This is a genomic window from Klebsiella sp. OBRC7 (assembly GCF_000293135.1).
Classification (GTDB): domain Bacteria; phylum Pseudomonadota; class Gammaproteobacteria; order Enterobacterales; family Enterobacteriaceae; genus Klebsiella; species Klebsiella michiganensis.
Genome location: NZ_ALNJ01000135.1, coordinates 94993 through 110550 on the forward strand (window position 1 = coordinate 94993; position 15558 = coordinate 110550).

The 15558-nt window shown below is 53.9% G+C and carries 14 protein-coding genes; 8 read left to right on the forward strand and 6 right to left on the reverse strand.

Translation table 11 applies throughout. The features are described from left to right. Positions 1 to 25: 25 nt before the first annotated feature. Positions 26 to 601 (reverse strand): RNA polymerase sigma factor RpoE, encoded by a 576-nt coding sequence (gene rpoE, locus HMPREF1144_RS25135; RefSeq protein ID WP_004104583.1) that lies wholly within the window; start codon positions 599 to 601, stop codon positions 26 to 28. A gap of 424 nt (positions 602 to 1025) precedes the next feature. On the opposite strand from rpoE, the gene nadB reads away from it, so the two are divergent. Further along, positions 1026 to 2645 (forward strand): L-aspartate oxidase, encoded by a 1620-nt coding sequence (gene nadB, locus HMPREF1144_RS25140; RefSeq protein WP_004853280.1) that lies wholly within the window; start codon positions 1026 to 1028, stop codon positions 2643 to 2645. Here nadB and trmN read toward each other — a convergent pair. Then, on the reverse strand, positions 2630 to 3370 hold the full coding sequence (gene trmN, locus HMPREF1144_RS25145; protein WP_004853281.1) for a tRNA(1)(Val) (adenine(37)-N(6))-methyltransferase TrmN: 741 nt from the start codon (positions 3368 to 3370) through the stop codon (positions 2630 to 2632). The genes nadB and trmN overlap by 16 nt on opposite strands. Before the next feature lie 132 nt (positions 3371 to 3502). On the opposite strand from trmN, the gene srmB reads away from it, so the two are divergent. Further along, a complete protein-coding gene (srmB, locus tag HMPREF1144_RS25150; protein ID WP_004853282.1) occupies positions 3503 to 4834 on the forward strand; it encodes an ATP-dependent RNA helicase SrmB in 1332 nt (443 codons plus the stop codon). Positions 4835 to 4879: 45 nt separating this feature from the next. Here the strand turns inward: srmB and grcA are convergent, their stop codons facing one another. Beyond that, positions 4880 to 5263 carry an autonomous glycyl radical cofactor GrcA gene (grcA, locus tag HMPREF1144_RS25155; protein WP_004104596.1) on the reverse strand — a complete coding sequence of 128 codons (384 nt, stop codon included), beginning with the start codon at positions 5261 to 5263 and terminating at the stop codon, positions 4880 to 4882. Between the two features lie 311 nt (positions 5264 to 5574). On the opposite strand from grcA, the gene ung reads away from it, so the two are divergent. Then, positions 5575 to 6264 carry a uracil-DNA glycosylase gene (gene ung / locus HMPREF1144_RS25160; protein ID WP_004853283.1) on the forward strand — a complete coding sequence of 230 codons (690 nt, stop codon included), beginning with the start codon at positions 5575 to 5577 and terminating at the stop codon, positions 6262 to 6264. A gap of 55 nt (positions 6265 to 6319) precedes the next feature. Here the strand turns inward: ung and HMPREF1144_RS25165 are convergent, their stop codons facing one another. Further along, positions 6320 to 7393 (reverse strand): tRNA/rRNA methyltransferase, encoded by a 1074-nt coding sequence (locus tag HMPREF1144_RS25165; protein ID WP_004853286.1) that lies wholly within the window; start codon positions 7391 to 7393, stop codon positions 6320 to 6322. 203 nt (positions 7394 to 7596) lie between these two features. Between HMPREF1144_RS25165 and trxC the strand changes: the two genes are divergently transcribed. The 5 genes from trxC to HMPREF1144_RS25190 all read left to right on the forward strand — a co-directional run bounded on the left by trxC (position 7597) and on the right by HMPREF1144_RS25190 (position 13319). Then, a complete protein-coding gene (gene trxC, locus HMPREF1144_RS25170) occupies positions 7597 to 8022 on the forward strand; it encodes a thioredoxin TrxC (protein WP_004104599.1) in 426 nt (141 codons plus the stop codon). Positions 8023 to 8091: 69 nt separating this feature from the next. Further along, positions 8092 to 8790: a tRNA-uridine aminocarboxypropyltransferase gene (locus tag HMPREF1144_RS25175; protein ID WP_009654350.1), complete on the forward strand. Its 699-nt coding sequence runs from the start codon at positions 8092 to 8094 to the stop codon at positions 8788 to 8790. A gap of 35 nt (positions 8791 to 8825) precedes the next feature. Next, positions 8826 to 11504, forward strand: a complete 2679-nt coding sequence (locus tag HMPREF1144_RS25180; RefSeq protein ID WP_004853290.1) for a bifunctional acetate--CoA ligase family protein/GNAT family N-acetyltransferase — start codon at positions 8826 to 8828, stop codon at positions 11502 to 11504. A gap of 93 nt (positions 11505 to 11597) precedes the next feature. Beyond that, a complete protein-coding gene (pssA, locus tag HMPREF1144_RS25185; RefSeq protein ID WP_009654383.1) occupies positions 11598 to 12953 on the forward strand; it encodes a CDP-diacylglycerol--serine O-phosphatidyltransferase in 1356 nt (451 codons plus the stop codon). 39 nt (positions 12954 to 12992) lie between these two features. Next, entirely contained in the window at positions 12993 to 13319 is a 327-nt protein-coding gene (locus HMPREF1144_RS25190) for a YfiM family lipoprotein (RefSeq protein ID WP_004853293.1), read from the forward strand. Between the two features lie 2 nt (positions 13320 to 13321). On the opposite strand, the gene HMPREF1144_RS25195 is transcribed toward HMPREF1144_RS25190, so the two are convergent. Both HMPREF1144_RS25195 and HMPREF1144_RS25200 read right to left on the reverse strand, forming a co-directional pair. Then, complete coding sequence (locus HMPREF1144_RS25195; protein WP_004853296.1) at positions 13322 to 14620, reverse strand: MFS transporter; 1299 nt, start codon at positions 14618 to 14620, stop codon at positions 13322 to 13324. 273 nt (positions 14621 to 14893) lie between these two features. Next, positions 14894 to 15349: a DUF4385 domain-containing protein gene (locus HMPREF1144_RS25200; RefSeq protein WP_032721880.1), complete on the reverse strand. Its 456-nt coding sequence runs from the start codon at positions 15347 to 15349 to the stop codon at positions 14894 to 14896. Between the last annotated feature and the right edge of the window lie 209 nt (positions 15350 to 15558).

Consider the following 15558-nt stretch of genomic DNA (forward strand, 5'->3'; position numbering starts at 1 on the left):
ACCCTTTTCCAGTATTCCGCTATCGTCAACGCCTGATTAGCGGTTGAACTTTATTATCAATAGCTTCTCGCGCCCGGAAGATGCGCGAACGCACTGTGCCCACCGGACAATCCATGATGGCGGCTATTTCTTCATAGCTCATGCCATCCAGCTCCCGCAAGGTAATTGCCATGCGTAAATCTTCCGGAAGCGATTCAATGGTACGAAAAACTATTTGTCTCAGCTCTTCTGACAACATTAAGTTCTCAGGGTTCGAAATTTCTTTCAATGCCCCGCCACTTTCGAAGTTTTCAGCATCATTCGCATCAACATCGCTGGATGGCGGACGGCGTCCCTGAGCAACCAGATAATTCTTCGCCGTGTTTACGGCGATGCGATATAACCAGGTGTAAAAAGCGCTATCCCCCCGGAAAGAATCCAGCGCACGCCATGCTTTAACGAACGATTCCTGAACAACGTCAGCGATATCGCCCGGCGGCACGTAGCGGGAGACCAGACTTGCAACCTTATGCTGATAGCGCACCACCAGCAGGTTAAATGCTTTCTGATCTCCTTTCTGGACCCGTTCAACGAGGACCTGATCCGTTAACTGCTCGCTCATCCGAGGTAATGTCTCCCCAAACCCAATTCCCATGCGTATTCAAAAACACCACCCAATTACTGCATCAAGTGAGCAAGCAGAGGGTTGGAGTGTCTGAAAACAATAAAGTTCCGTTACGCCTTTGTTTTTCGTCCGGCACCGGCTGACGGATTGTTATCTCTCATTATATGTCCCGGTCGCTAAACGATATGTAAGATAATAAGAAAAAGCGCAAGACCCGCCAGAAGGGTAACGTAACCCGGCTTTTATTTCACTATAAAATCTGAAGCTCACGAGCCGCTTCGCAAAACCTTTTTTCCATTTACAGCCCGCCTCATTACGCCGTTATGTTTAGCCCTCACAACGCCGAGTAAAAAAAATGTACGATTTCTCGCTGGCTGGTGCTATTGTTCGCTCATTGTGTTTAGTAAATTAAACAAAGGCCATGAAAACAACTTCCGATTCCTCCTGTGATGTGCTGATTATTGGCAGCGGCGCTGCCGGATTATCCCTTGCCTTACGCCTGGCGGAACGCTGCGCGGTCACGGTTCTCAGCAAAGGCCCTATCAGTGAAGGTTCTACTTTCTACGCTCAGGGCGGTATTGCCGCCGTATTTGATGAAACCGATAGCGTTGAATCGCACATCGAGGACACGTTGATAGCCGGAGCGGGTCTTTGCGATCGCCATGCGGTCTCATTCGTGGCAAGCAACGCTAAACCCTGCGTTCAGTGGCTAATCGATCAGGGCGTGCTGTTTGATACTCAGGTTCAGGCGAACGGCGAAGAGAGCTACCATCTGACCCGCGAGGGAGGTCACAGCCACCGAAGAATTCTCCACGCCGCCGATGCGACCGGTAAAGCCGTTGAGACTACCCTGGTGAGCCAGGCGCTGGCCCACCCAAATATCCGCATACTGGAACGCAGTAACGCCGTTGACCTTATTATCTCCGATAAAATTGGCCTGCCCGGCACGCGCCGGGTGGTGGGCGCGTGGATCTGGAATCGTAATAAAGAAGCGGTTGAAACCTGTAGCGCAAAGGCCGTGGTGCTGGCTACCGGCGGCGCGGCTAAAGTTTATCAATATACGACGAATCCTGACGTCTCTTCCGGGGATGGTATCGCGATGGCCTGGCGTGCCGGCTGCCGGGTCGCCAACCTCGAATTTAATCAGTTCCACCCAACCGCGCTGTACCATCCGCAAGCGCGCAACTTCCTGCTGACGGAAGCGCTGCGCGGCGAGGGCGCCCTATTGAAACGCCCTGACGGCACGCGGTTTATGCCGGACTTTGACGAGCGCGGCGAGCTGGCTCCGCGCGATATCGTCGCCAGAGCCATCGATCATGAGATGAAGCGCCTTGGCGCTGACTGCATGTATCTGGATATCAGCCATAAACCAGCAGAATTTATTCGCCACCACTTCCCGATGATCTACGAGAAGCTGCTGGGGCTGGGCATCGATCTGACAAAAGAAGCGGTGCCCGTGGTTCCTGCCGCGCACTACACCTGCGGCGGCGTCATGGTTGACGATCACGGGCGCACCGACGTCGACGGGCTGTATGCCATCGGCGAAGTAAGCTATACCGGATTACACGGCGCTAACCGGATGGCATCAAACTCGTTGCTTGAGTGCCTCGTCTACGGATGGTCCGCCGCCGAAGATATCGTTAAGCGTCTGCCGTTCGCGCAGGCGGTCAATGAACTGCCATCATGGGACGAAAGCCAGGTTGAAATACCTGATGAACTGGTCGTGATTCAACATAACTGGCATGAGCTGCGCTTGCTGATGTGGGATTATGTCGGCATCGTGCGCACCACACGCCGTCTTGAGCGCGCCCTGCGCCGCATTACTATGCTGCAGCAGGAGCTGGACGAATACTACGCCCGCTTCCGCGTCTCCAATAATTTACTGGAGCTACGGAACCTGGTGCAGGTTGCCGAGCTGATTGTGCGCTGCGCCATGCTGCGTAAAGAGAGCCGCGGGCTTCACTATACGCTGGACTATCCTGACCAGTTGCCGGAGAGCGGGCCGTCGGTGCTCTCGCCGCTGGCTCACATAAAAAGATAAAAGTCCTGGGTCAGAGCGGTAAATCCTTCGGAATACTGCTGCTCTGGCCCACGGATGACCAATCTGTCGCTAAAGCACTCCTCCCCCGCCGTCGGCGAAAAAGCCAACAGAACCCGATGCGGCGGGCGCACTTCCGTTTCCGCCACGTCGGTACGCAGACGCAGATGCCAGCCCATATTCTGCGCCCGCTGCACAAAGGCGTTACCAATGTCGACCGGAAGCACGACGCAGAAAAACCCCTCCTCCGTAATAAGCTCGGCGGCACAGGTTAATAATGTTGCGTGATCCAGGGAGGAGGTATAACGAGCCTGCTCGCGCTGCGAGGTGGCGCAAGGTACGCCTTCAGCGAAAAAAGGTGGATTGCTGACAATCAGCTCATAGCGCCGGGTTTGCTGCGGCTGCCATTGCTGAATATCCGCCTGATGAATCAGCAGGCGCTCGGCCCAGGGAGAATCCCCGGCGTTTTCTCGCGCCTGCTCTGCCGCTTCTTCATCCAGCTCCACGGCATCCACAATCACCGTATCGCCGGTTCGCTGCGCGAGCATCAGCGCTAACAGACCGCTGCCCGCGCCGATATCCAGCACGCGTTTAACCTGAGCGATGGGGGCCCATGCGCCGAGTAAAATGCCGTCGGTACCCACTTTCATCGCACAGCGATCGTGGGCGACAAAAAACTGCTTAAACGTAAAACCATTGCGCGGCAGCGCGAACTTCGACTGGGACATCCTCGATAACCTTGCGGGCAAAAAACTCCTGAGCTTAAGGCTATGCACAATACCGGAGAACAGATAGCCTTACAAACAGATGAACATTGCGTCCGTAACGTCTATAATCGGCGGTCCACTCAGAGGTAGATCATGACTGTAACGACTTTTTCCGAACTTGAACTCGACGAAAACCTGCTGGACGCCCTCCAGGATAAAGGTTTCACACGCCCGACAGCCATTCAGGCCGCCGCTATTCCGCCTGCGCTTGATGGCCGTGATATTCTCGGTTCAGCCCCGACCGGCACCGGTAAAACGGCGGCGTATCTCCTGCCAGCGTTGCAGCATCTGCTCGATTTTCCGCGCAAGAAGTCTGGTCCGCCGCGAATTCTTATCCTGACCCCCACGCGCGAACTGGCGATGCAGGTTGCCGACCATGCGCGTGAGCTGGCAAAACATACTCATCTGGATATCGCCACGATTACCGGCGGTGTCGCCTATATGAACCATGCCGAAGTGTTCAGCGAGAACCAGGACATCGTGGTCGCCACGACCGGTCGCCTGCTGCAATATATTAAAGAAGAAAACTTTGATTGCCGCGCCGTTGAAACGCTGATCCTTGATGAAGCGGACCGCATGCTGGACATGGGCTTCGCGCAGGATATCGAACACATTGCCGGTGAAACCCGCTGGCGTAAGCAGACCATGCTGTTCTCCGCCACCCTCGAAGGTGACGCCATTAAAGATTTTGCTGAGCGTCTGCTGGAAGAACCGGTGGAAGTCTCTGCGACCCCCTCCACCCGAGAGCGTAAAAAGATTCACCAGTGGTATTACCGCGCCGATGACGTCAAGCATAAGACCGCACTGCTGGTCCATCTGCTGAAGCAGCCGGAAGCGACGCGTTCCATCGTCTTCGTCCGTAAGCGCGAGCGCGTGCATGAACTGGCGGGCTGGCTGCGTGAAGCGGGTATCAACACCTGCTGGCTGGAAGGCGAGATGGTACAGGCAAAACGTAATGAAGCGATTAGCCGCCTGACCGATGGCCGTATTAACGTGTTAATCGCCACCGACGTTGCCGCGCGCGGGATCGACATCGCGGACGTCAGTCACGTTTTCAACTTCGACTTGCCGCGCACGGCCGACATCTATCTGCACCGTATCGGTCGTACCGGACGCGCGGGTAAAAAGGGAACGGCCATCTCTCTGGTCGAAGCCCACGACCATCTGCTGCTGGGTAAAATTGGCCGCTATATTGAAGAGCCGTTAAAAGCCCGCGTCATCGATGAACTGCGCCCGACCACTCGCGCACCCAGCGAGAAGCAAACCGGTAAACCTTCCAAGAAGGTTTTAGCCAAGCGTGCAGAGAAGAAAGAGAAAGAAAAAGAGAAACCGCGCGTGAAAAAACGCCATCGCGATACCAAAAATATTGGTAAGCGTCGTAAACCAAGCGCAGCGGATGCTCCGCAGAAGTCAAACGAAGAGTAAAAAAAACGCCGGGATATCCCGGCGTTTTCACATTAAAAGGGAATCTTACAGGCTTTCAGTAAAAGTACGGGCGATAACGTCGCGCTGCTGTTCCGGAGTCAGAGAGTTAAAGCGTACCGCATAGCCAGACACGCGAATGGTCAGCTGCGGGTATTTTTCCGGATGTTCAACCGCGTCCAGCAGAGTTTCGCGACGCAGCACGTTAACGTTCAGGTGCTGACCGCCTTCAACGCGGACTTCAGGCTTCACGTCTACCGGGATTTCACGGTATTCGATTTCACCCAGATTGCTCACTGCAACCACGTCATCTTCAGCAAAACCAGCTTTCGCGCACAGGCAGCGGGCTTCGCCTTTTTCGCTATCCAGCAGCCAGAAAGAGTTCAGCAGGTCGTCGTTTGCAGCTTTAGTAATTTGGATACCAGTAATCATTTTATGCCTCCCAGGCAGGGTTTGTTCGATTATTGGCCTTCGCGGCCAATTGGTAAAACCATTGTTCTATGAGTGTATATATATCAGCCGTACACCCGGCATTCTTTGATTTAAATCAACAAAAACCACATCACAAAAGTGGTCATAGGCGGATATTATTGTTTTACATCAAGTTACGCCATACCACCCACCAAATAAATTTGTAAGTTTTCAATTTTTTTTGCATAAAGAGCGTCAATCACGTGGGGCAAATTTTGTGATGTTGAAAGATGCAGTTAAGCTATGGCAATGACACTTTGCAGGAGAGCAAAATGACCGCCCCATTAACCTGGCATGACGTGCTGGCAGAAGAGAAGCAGCAACCCTGGTTTGTTAATACCCTGAAAACCGTTGCTGACGAGCGGCAATCGGGAATCACCATCTATCCCCCGCAAAAAGATGTCTTTAACGCGTTTCGTTATACTGAGCTAAGCGACGTTAAAGTGGTGATTCTGGGCCAGGATCCTTACCATGGACCCGGGCAGGCGCACGGCCTCGCCTTCTCGGTTCTACCGGGCATTCAGATTCCGCCATCGCTGCTGAATATGTACAAGGAACTGGAAGGGACGATACCAGGCTTTCAGCGCCCGACTCACGGTTATCTCGAAAGCTGGGCGCGCCAGGGCGTGTTGCTGCTCAATACCGTATTAACGGTACGTGCCGGACAAGCGCACTCTCACGCCAGCCTCGGTTGGGAAACCTTTACCGATAAAGTCATTTCGCTGATTAACCAGCATCGGGAAGGCGTCGTCTTTCTGCTGTGGGGTTCGCATGCGCAGAAGAAAGGCGCGATAATCGATCGCCAGCGCCACTGCGTGCTCAAAGCGCCGCACCCGTCGCCGCTCTCCGCCCACCGCGGGTTCTTTGGCAGTAATCATTTCGTGCAGGCGAATCAGTGGCTGACCGAACGCGGTGAAGCGCCCATTGACTGGCTGCCCAGGCTACCGGCTGAAAGCGAATAGCTCTGAAAATGAAAATGCCAGCATTACGCTGGCATTTTGACTCTGAGACAAGGTGTTACGCCTTGTTCTGCCGCCACCATTCAGCCAGCAGCACGCCGGTTGCTACGGACACGTTCAGGCTTTCAACGTTGCCGGTGCCTTCAATCGCAATGTTCAGATCGGCGCTGGAGATAGCGGCGTCAGAAAGACCGTCACTCTCCTGCCCTAACACCAGCACCATTTTCTTCGGCAGCTCAGCTTTGAACAGCGGAGTCCCGTTATGGCTGGAAGTAGAAACAATCGCGTAGCCCGCTTTACGGAAGCGCTCGAGCGTATCGATGAAGCTGTCGCCCGTAATCGGCTCAACGTGCTCCGCGCCGCCTTCCGCAGTACGAATCGCGGCGCCGGATTCCATAACGCCGGCATCCTGCACAATCACGCCTTTGACGCCAAAGTGCGCACAGCTGCGCATAATCGCGCCGAGGTTGTGCGGGTTGCCGACATCTTCCAGCGCCAGAACACAATCTTCAGCGTCGGATTTAGCCACCCACTGCTCAACGGAAGTGCCGTGGCGCTTTTTAATCAGGAAGCAAACCCCGCCGTGATGTTCAGTGCCGGACGCTTTCGCCAGCTCTGCTTCATCGACCACGTGATAGGCTTTACGATTTGCCGCCATCCAGCGCAGAGCTTCTTTGAAGCGCGGGGTCACGCTCTGGATAAACCAGGCGCGAACGATGGCGTCCGGACGGCTCTGGAACAGCGCCTGGCAGGCGTTTTCACCATAAACGCGGGTTTCTTCCGCGCGCTGGCGGCGCAGTACTTCAGGATCGATAAAGCTTTTTCCGCTGATCCCGCCGTGATCCGCTTTTACCGGCGCCTCATCGCCCGGCGCGCGGGATACGGTACGCCACGGAGAGGAGCCCTCGCCGCCAAAGCCTTCACGCTTGCGATCGTCACGTTTACGATCGCCACCGCGGCTCTCTTTTTCATCGCGCGCAGGGCGGTTACGACCGTCAACACGAGACTTTCCTGGACGTCCCCCGCCCTTCCCGGTACGCGGGTTATGGGTACGTCGGTCAGAATCATCATCACTGCGGACATACATCACTTTGACCTTGCCGCTTTTATTTTTCAGTTCGTCGTCGCTCATTCATTTTCTCCACCTGCGCTGCGCGAAGCGCGCAGATTACCCGATGTGCCATCACTTAGCCATTATTTCATTTAAAAGCCTGAGTCTATCGTATTCATTGAATAAAACTCATTGTCCTTTATTCGCAGTGCATCGATAATATGTAACATTACAGAAACAAATCGGCCACGTGCCGCGCTGCAACCCATAACCAGAGGTTAGTTATGAATACCGTTTGTGCCAGTTGTCAGGCTCTGAACCGCATCCCCGACGATCGTAGCGCCGATGGCGCGAAATGCGGGCGCTGCGGTCACGATCTTTTTGATGGCGATGTGATCAACGCGACCGGGGCAACGCTGGATAAACTGCTGAAGGACGATCTGCCCGTGGTTGTTGATTTCTGGGCGCCGTGGTGTGGCCCCTGCCGTAACTTTGCGCCAATCTTTGAAGATGTGGCTGAAGAACGCAGCGGCGAAATGCGTTTCGTGAAAGTGAATACCGAGATGGAGCGTGAGCTGAGCGCTCGCTTCCGCATTCGCAGCATCCCGACCATTATGATGTTTAAAAATGGCGAAGTTATCGACATGCTCAATGGCGCCGTACCTAAAGCACCTTTCGATAGCTGGCTAAACGAAGCAGGCCAGCAGTAAACCTCACGGGGCACCGCTTGTGCCCCGTTTTCTCCTCTGCGACAATGGCGTTTTTTCTTAGCGATCCCCATGACTGATAACGCCGTCCTTCGCCTTCGCGCCGAACGCCTCGCGCGCGCCACCCGGCCTTTTCTTGCTCGCGGCAACCGTATCCACCGCTGCCAGCGTTGCTTGCTGCCGTTGAAGCAGTGCCTCTGCGCCACCCTCAAGCCGGCTGCCGCCGCCAGCCGTTTTTGCCTGGTGATGTTCGATACCGAGCCAATGAAGCCCAGCAATACCGGCCGCCTGATTGCCGATATCCTGCCGGATACGGAGGCCTTTCAGTGGTCACGAACCGAACCGCCGCAGGCGCTTCTCGATCTCGTCGGCGACGCGCAATATCAGCCGATGGTGGTTTTTCCTGCCTCTTATGCTGGCCCGGAGCGTCAGGTACTTGATTCACCGCCCCCGGGTAAACCACCGCTGTTTATTATGCTCGACGGCACCTGGCCCGAAGCGCGAAAAATGTTCCGTAAAAGCCCCTGGCTTGACGCGCTGCCGATGATTTCCGTCGATCTGTCGCGTATCTCCGCTTATCACCTGCGGGAAGCTCACGCAGAAGGCCAATACTGTACTGCCGAAGTCGCGATTGCGCTGCTGGATCTCGCGGGAGATAAAAGCGCAGCCACGGCCCTTGGCGAGCACTTCAGCTTATTCAGAACGCGCTACCTGGCAGGAAAAACTCAGCATAAGGGCAGTATCACAGCACAACTGACAGAAAACGTTTAAAATCATTCGGTCACTGGGGATCAAAGGAGACCGGTATGAGCCAACGAGGCCTGGAAGCATTGCTGCGGCCAAAGTCGATCGCCGTTATTGGCGCATCAATGAAACCACAGCGCGCCGGTTATCTGATGATGCGCAACCTGCTGGCGGGCGGATTTAGCGGCCCCGTTCTCCCCGTAACCCCAGCGTGGAAAGCGGTTCAGGGCGTACTGGCCTGGCCTGACGTCGACAGTCTGCCCTTCACGCCCGATCTCGCCGTGCTTTGTACTAACGCCCGCCGAAATCTTGAGCTGCTGGAAGCGCTGGGGCAAAAAGGGTGCAAAACCTGCATCATTCTCTCCTCCATCCCCGAACAGTATCCCGCGCTGCTTGAATGCGCCTCCCGCTACCAGATGCGTCTGCTCGGCCCTAACAGCCTTGGCCTGCTTGCGCCGTGGCAGGGCCTCAATGCCAGCTTTTCGCCGGTGCCTATTCATCGCGGCAAACTGGCGTTTATTTCGCAATCGGCGGCGGTCTCCAATACCATCCTCGACTGGGCCCAGCAGCGCGAGATGGGGTTTTCTTACTTTATTGCGCTGGGGGATAGTCTGGACATCGACGTTGATGACCTGCTTGATTTCCTCGCTCGCGATAGTAAAACCAGCGCCATTTTGCTTTATCTCGAACATCTCAGCGATGCCCGTCGTTTTGTCTCAGCGGCCCGTAGCGCATCGCGTAATAAGCCGATCCTGGTGATTAAAAGCGGACGCAGCCCCGCTGCGCAGAAGCTCCTGCACGTCAATTCCGGTATGGATCCGGCGTGGGACGCCGCTATTCAGCGCGCAGGCTTATTGCGGGTACAGGATACGCACGAGCTGTTCTCTGCGGTCGAAACCCTCAGCCACATGCGCCCGCTGCGCGGCGAGAAACTGATGATTATCAGCAACGGTGCCGCTCCGGCTGCGCTGGCGCTGGATGAACTTTGGCTGCGTAACGGCAAACTCGCAGTGCTCAGCGAAGAGACCAGCGGCGCTCTCCGTCAGGCCTTACCTGAAACCATCGATATTGCCAACCCGCTGGATCTCCGCGATGACGCCAGCAGCGAGCATTACCTCAAAGCGTTGAACGTACTGCTGGATAGCCATGACTACGATGCGCTACTGGTGATCCACTCTCCCAGCGCTGCCGCACCGGGAACAGAGAGCGCGCTGGCGCTGATTGACGCCCTGAAGCGCCACCCGCGCGGCAAATACGTTACGGTTCTTACCAACTGGTGCGGTGAGTTCTCTTCACAAGAAGCGCGGCGCCTGTTTAGCGATGCGGGGTTGCCAACCTATCGAACGCCTGAAGGAACCATTACCGCTTTTATGCACATGGTGGAGTACCGGCGTAACCAAAAACAGCTCAGGGAAACCCCGGTCCTGTCAGATTCGTTAACCACTAACGCTGCCGAAGCGCACAGCCTGCTGCAACGCGCAATGAATGAAGGCGCAACGTCGCTGGATACCCATGAAGTGAGCCCCGTTCTGCACGCTTACGGTATTCATACCCTGCCAACGTGGATTGCCGCCGATAGCGCCGAGGCTGTACATATTGCCGAGCAGATTGGCTACCCCGTCGCTCTGAAGCTGCGCTCGCCTGATATTCCGCATAAGTCGGAAGTTCAGGGGGTTATGCTTTATCTGCGCACGGCTACCGAGGTACAGCAGGCTGCGGACGCGATTATCGATCGCGTCAAAATGACCTGGCCTCAGGCGCGTATTCACGGGCTGCTGGTGCAAAGCATGGCTAATCGCGCCGGGGCACAGGAGCTGCGGGTTGTCGTTGAGCACGATCCGGTTTTTGGGCCGCTGATCATGCTGGGAGAAGGCGGTGTCGAGTGGCGGGCTGAGGATCAGGCCGCCGTCGCGCTCCCGCCGCTGAATATGAACCTTGCGCGCTATCTGGTTATCCAGGCCATCAAAAGTAAAAAAGTGCGCGGCCGCAGCGCGCTGCGCCCTCTCGATATTCCTGGCCTGAGCCAGCTTCTGGTACAGGTATCGAATTTGATCGTCGACTGTCCGGAAATACAGCGCCTGGATATTCACCCTCTTCTGGCTTCCGGCCACGAGTTTACCGCGCTTGATGTCACGTTAACTCTCGCACCGTTTACCGGCGATAGTGAAAGTCGCCTGGCCATACGCCCTTACCCTCAGCAGCAGGAGGAGTGGGTGGTGATGAAGAATGGCGAACGCTGTCTTTTCCGTCCCATCCTCCCGGAAGATGAGCCGCAGCTTATGGCCTTTATCGCTCAGGTCACGAAGGAAGATCTTTATTATCGTTACTTCAGCGAAATCAACGAATTTACTCATGATGATTTAGCCAATATGACGCAGATCGACTACGATCGAGAAATGGCCTTTGTTGCGGTGCGCACCACCGCCGAGGGGAACGAGATCCTCGGCGTAACGCGAGCGATCTCCGATCCGGATAATATCGATGCCGAGTTTGCTGTACTGGTGCGCTCCGACCTGAAGGGTATGGGGTTAGGCCGCAAGCTCCTGGAAAAGCTGATTGCCTACACGCAAAACCACGGCCTGCAGCGTTTGAATGGCATTACCATGCCGAATAATAAAGGCATGATCGGACTCGCCAGAAAGCTAGGATTCTCGGTTGATATTCAGCTTGAAGATGGAATTGTCAGTTTGTCTCTACAGCTTGTACCTGAGCAATTACAAACGGCTGGCCGCAATTGTTGACTACTTTAACGGGTAGTAATGGTATTATTGCCCGCTTACGTCGTCTGCATGGTACAGAAGACCCTTCAATAAACAGAGAAGAAACGCACTGTGATGTTGTCAAAATTTAAACGCAATAAACATCAACAACACCTTGCCCAACTCCCTAAGCTTTCTCAGTCAGTTGATGATATCGAGTTCTTTTACGCTCCGGCAGATTTTCGGCAAGCGTTACTGGCCAGGATAGCTCAAGCCACCCAGCGTATTTGTATCATTGCGCTTTATCTGGAACAGGATGATGGCGGCAAAGGAATTTTGCAGGCGCTCTATGACGCTAAGCGTCAGCGTCCCGAATTAGATGTTCAGGTGTTGGTCGACTGGCATCGCGCCCAGCGCGGGCGTATTGGCGTCGCGGCGTCAAACACCAATGCCGACTGGTACTGCCGCATGGCGCAGGAAAATCCCGGTGTCGATATCCCGGTTTATGGCGTTCCGGTCAATACCCGGGAAGCGCTCGGCGTCCTCCACTTCAAAGGTTTTATCATTGATGACAGCGTTCTCTACAGCGGCGCCAGTCTGAATGATGTTTACCTGCATCAACACGATAAGTATCGCTACGACCGCTACCAGTGCATTCGCAATAGTAAAATGGCTGATGTGATGTTCGACTGGGTTGAAAATAACCTGGTGCAAGGGCGTGGCGTTAACCGCCTTGACAGGGCCGATCGGCCAAAAAGCCCGGAGATCAAAAATGACATCCGCCAGTATCGCCAGGAGCTCCGCGATAGCAGCTATCATTTTATCGGCAATGCTGACGATGACCAGCTGTCGGTCACTCCGTTAGTGGGCCTCGGGAAGACGAGTCTGCTGAATAAAACCATTTTTCATCTGATGCCCTGCGCTGAGCATAAGCTGACTATCTGCACCCCCTATTTCAACCTGCCCGCTCTGCTGGTACGTAATATCATCCAGCTGCTGCGTAGCGGGAAGAAAGTCGAAATTATCGTTGGTGATAAAACCGCTAATGATTTCTATATTCCGGAAGATCAGCCGTTTAAAATTATCGGCGCGCTGCCCTATCTTTACGAAATCAATCTGCGTCGCTTCCTGAGCCGACTGCAGTATTACGTCAATACCGATCAGCTGATTGTCCGTTTATGGAAGGACGACGATAACAGCTACCACCTGAAAGGCATGTGGGTTGATGACGAATGGATGCTGCTGACCGGCAATAACCTGAACCCGCGCGCATGGCGGCTGGATTTGGAAAACGCGATACTTATCCACGATCCAAAACACCAGCTCGGCGCAATGCGTGAAAAAGAGCTCAATCTCATCCGCAAACATACTACGATCGTTCAGCACTATCGCGATCTACAAAGTATTGCCGATTACCCGATAAAGGTACGCAAACTGATCAGGCGTCTGCGACGTATTCGAATCGACCGTCTTATCAGCCGTATTCTCTGAATTCCCGCCCCGCCCAGCGGGGCTTTTTCTGGAATTAGTATGCGCGTCATCATGCTTATTGCCCCACTATTATTACTGACTGGCTGCAGCCATATGGCTAATGATCCATGGAGCGGCCAGGATAAAGCCCAACACTTCCTCGCCTCAGCCATGCTTTCCGCCGCAGGCAACGAATATGCCCAGCATCAGGGCTATAGCCGTGACCGGAGTGCCGCTATAGGCTTTATGTTTTCCGTGAGCTTAGGGGCATCGAAGGAGCTATGGGACAGCCGCCCGTCAGGGAGCGGCTGGAGCTGGAAAGATTTCGCCTGGGATGTGGCAGGTGCCACTACCGGCTATGCGGTATGGCAGCTGGCACATCAGTAATGCTACAAACGTAGCCCCTTGCCTTTACGATGCAGCGTCAGGGAGACCAGGAAGGCAATCGCGCCCATGACGGTCACGTACCAGTAAAAGGCGTGCTCAATTCCCGCTGATTTTAGCGACAGCGCGACATACTCTGCCGAGCCGCCAAATAGCGCATTGGCCACCGCATAAGAGAGTCCAACCCCCAGGGCACGAACCTGAGCCGGAAACATTTCGGCCTTCAGAATGCCGCTGATTGAGGTATAGAAGCTTACTATCAACAGGGCGCATATCACTAAAGCAAATGCCGCATACGGTGAACTCACGTTCTGTAATGCATTGAGAATCGGGACAGTGAAGACGGTGACGAGTACGCCAAAACAGAGCATTGAGGTCCGGCGGCCAATCTTATCCGAAAGCGCACCGAAAAGCGGCTGAACAAGCATATAAACAAATAAGGCAGCGGTCATAATCATGCTGGCGGTGCCCGCGCTCATGCCTGCGGTGTTGACCAGATATTTCTGCATATAGGTTGTAAAGGTATAAAAGCTTAACGACCCTGCGGCAGTGAATCCGAGCACCATGATAAATGCCTTACGATTACGCCATAATCCTTTAAACGATCCCGCTTCTTTTAACGCGCGCGTTTCCTGTTTAGACGTTTCGTCCAGCTGTCGTCTCAGCCACAGGGCAACGATAGCCAGGACTGCGCCAAGAGCAAACGGGATACGCCATCCCCAGGCATGAAGCTCTTCATCGCTGAGGATCTGCTGTAAGGCAACCACAACAAGCACGGCCAGAAGTTGCCCACCAATCAGCGTGACGTACTGAAATGAGGCATAGAAACCTTTCTTTCCTTCCACCGCGACTTCGCTCATATAGGTCGCGCTGGTACCGTATTCTCCGCCAACGGACAGTCCCTGAAACAGGCGTGCAAGTAGCAGTAGAGCCGGGGCCCAGGTCCCTATCGTTGCATAACCCGGCAGGCAGGCAATCACCAGTGAACCAAAACACATCATGCATACGGAGATAAGCATAGAGGTTTTACGTCCACGGCGGTCAGCAATGCGCCCGAATATCCATCCCCCGATCGGACGCATCAGAAAACCCGCCGCAAATACCCCTGCAGTTTGTAACAATTGCGTAGTGGTGTTGCCAGAAGGAAAGAAGATGTGCGCAAAGTAGAGTGAGCAAAATGAATAGACGTAGAAATCAAACCATTCCACCAAATTCCCTGATGACGCCCCCACAATTGCCCATATACGGCGCCGGGTATCACCCTGATCCTGGGATCCGCGTTCGCTAATACTGCTTTCTGTCATTGTAATTCTGCTCCAGCAAAGACTGCAATCTGCCGCGTCGGGTGACCCCGCTCAATCAGACAAATCGATTGGTAAATCAAATGTTATATAATTGTTATTTTTTAGTTTGTGATGCCATTCACATTTTTTTTCGTACTGCAGGTTTTCGCGATTAAAACGAGATTCTTCAGGATTAGCCAAGTGAAATATGGTGAATAGCGGGCCAGAACAGGTTTTTATACAGGCGATATTGCGGCACAAATTTATGTGGGGCAGGAAGATCGATGCTGAAAATTATCCCCAATGAGCCTGATGTTTCTTTTTTCGCTGGAGGTAATCTTCATCCTGACGAAGCATATCCCACCATTGTTTGAAAACTGCCGCAGCTGCCGCCTTAACAGGATCATTACCTCGCGAATTCAGGTGACCCTCCTTCGCGTATTTTTTACCGCCTTTGTAATTGGCATAACGCCTTGCCCGGGTGTAGCCCATCTGAATAAATTTGCGCGCCATATCCATACCGACAAAATCATTCTGCTGTCGATAGAACTCGAAGAGCTGATAAATTTTCCTGGCAGATTCAATCGCCGATGCTTCATCTTTATAGCGCCAGTAGGGAAGAATTTCGCTTTTATAGGGTTCAACCAACAACACGCCCTGTTCACCTCTTCCTACCTGATAAAGTTCCGGGTGCTGGCGAAAATCGATGCTGGAAAAGTCTTGCTGGTAATTAAAAGGCTTAATGGCCATTATTTTCTCACGGGCTGGCTGATACACGTTGTAATCCTGGTACATAAGACTGAAGTGTGGTTAGTGGAATCTTCTGTATCTTTAAACCGGCAGGTTATTATTATGAAGATGTGGATGAAAGCAGGGAGTAAAAGGCAGATATGACCGCGGAGATGGGTTTTATGGGTAAACCGATGTCCGGTCGGTTCAGGGGACAAAAACGCAAAAAG